Origin of the sequence: Burkholderia sp. DN3021 (assembly GCF_049805555.1) — a bacterium.
Lineage (GTDB): Bacteria > Pseudomonadota > Gammaproteobacteria > Burkholderiales > Burkholderiaceae > Burkholderia > Burkholderia pyrrocinia_C.
This window is the reverse complement of record NZ_JBNCAB010000227.1, coordinates 1-1342: the sequence shown is the minus strand read 5'-3', so window position 1 is coordinate 1342 and position 1342 is coordinate 1. Positions and strand designations below refer to the sequence as shown.

The following is a 1342-nucleotide window of genomic DNA, read 5'->3' as shown; positions in this document are numbered from 1 at the left end:
GCCGTATCCGCAATTGCTATTTTTATGCGCGCGCCGTGCCGCCACCCTCTGACGCCGCCGGAAAAGCGCGGATTTCAACCGCCATCGACACGTTGGTCAGCCAACGCACCAAGACGTTTGTATCGAGACTGGGCATCAGGCGTCGCCCATCCGCATGGCGTCAGTTGGCACGCTTGTGGTTGATGGTAGCGCGCCCTACAGATTGCGCAGGCTCCGGGTTTTGGCGCGCAGGATGACCGTGTTGTCGTCGAGCGGCGTAAAAATGATCCGCGCGCCGGTCGCGAGGCCGAGCGCGCCCCGGATCCCGGCAGGTAGCGTGAGTGCCCTTGCTGGTGAGCGTTGCTTCGAACATGACACCTCCTTACTTCTTTCGGTATTGTAAGGCGATCGGTCCATGCTCGCAATGAGTCGACGCAGGCGGGAAAGGTGCGTGGCACGCATGCAAGATTTGGATCGAGCAGTGGGAATGCAAATCCGGCGCAGTCGGGATTTTTTCATGCTTGCCGCCAACGACTGAGCGCCGGCAGAGCGGCCAAATCTGGCAGGTACCGATTGTGGTGGCGGGTGCCGCCGAGAACGCCGCGCGAAACTTGACGAACCGTCCGCAGGGGAGAAGTAAAAATGAAGGTGGCTTCCGTTGGCCGCATCGTGATTCCTCGCGACTTTCACTTCGGTAAAGCGCGAAGCGAAAGTCAAAGATCCTGTGGGACCGAAAGGAATCGCCATGCGTTGAAAGGAACGTTGCAGCACTTTTCGGTGGCCAGTGGTTGGCGAGGTGAGGGTTCACCTCGGTGGCGTCATAACTTTCGCTTTCGTGGGCCACGAAGCGAAACTCAGAAATGCCGCGCGACGGAAGAGAAAGTCTGAAATGTCACGTGCATGAGCACCAATCGGCGAGCCCTTCCGTGAAACACAGGAGATCAACCGTCACAAGTCTGAAATCCAGTCCCGGAAAGGCATTCCGACGAGTTGACTAGGCCTTTTTCTCTGATGTTTCACGGCGTCGTGCGCTTGAGGACAGGAAACCCTCTCAAAAACGGCGCGTGCCGATTTGTTCAGCCATGAAGATGACGAGATGTATCAAATGATACGTATTTTGTGATGGTAATAAGCGCGTGAAATCTTGACCGCGCGTCGGTCGGAGGCGGATGGTCAGCTGCTGGTCGCGCTCGAACGCGCCAAGCACGAGAAGGAAGTTCACGGCGAATTCGTGTCCGAATGTCCGGGCTACTGCGGCGCGCAGGATACGTTAGGGCACCTCGAAAAACCGTTCGGACGCTGGCATGATGCCACTGAGGCCGCAGGGATGAGGATGTGAAGATGATCAAGGTGAGTCTGTTCG

At 57.5% G+C, this 1342-nt stretch carries 2 protein-coding genes; one reads left to right on the top strand and one right to left on the bottom strand.

Features of this window, described 5'->3' with window-relative positions; all coding sequences use genetic code 11:
• On the top strand, nt 1-236 hold a 236-nt coding region (locus tag ACPUER_RS36720), incomplete at its 5' end, for a hypothetical protein (protein ID WP_425133575.1).
• A gap of 794 nt (nt 237-1030) precedes the next feature.
• On the opposite strand, the gene ACPUER_RS36715 is transcribed toward ACPUER_RS36720, so the two are convergent.
• Nucleotides 1031-1201 (bottom strand): hypothetical protein, encoded by a 171-nt coding sequence (locus ACPUER_RS36715; RefSeq protein WP_425133576.1) that lies wholly within the window; start codon nt 1199-1201, stop codon nt 1031-1033.
• Nucleotides 1202-1342: the final 141 nt, after the last annotated feature.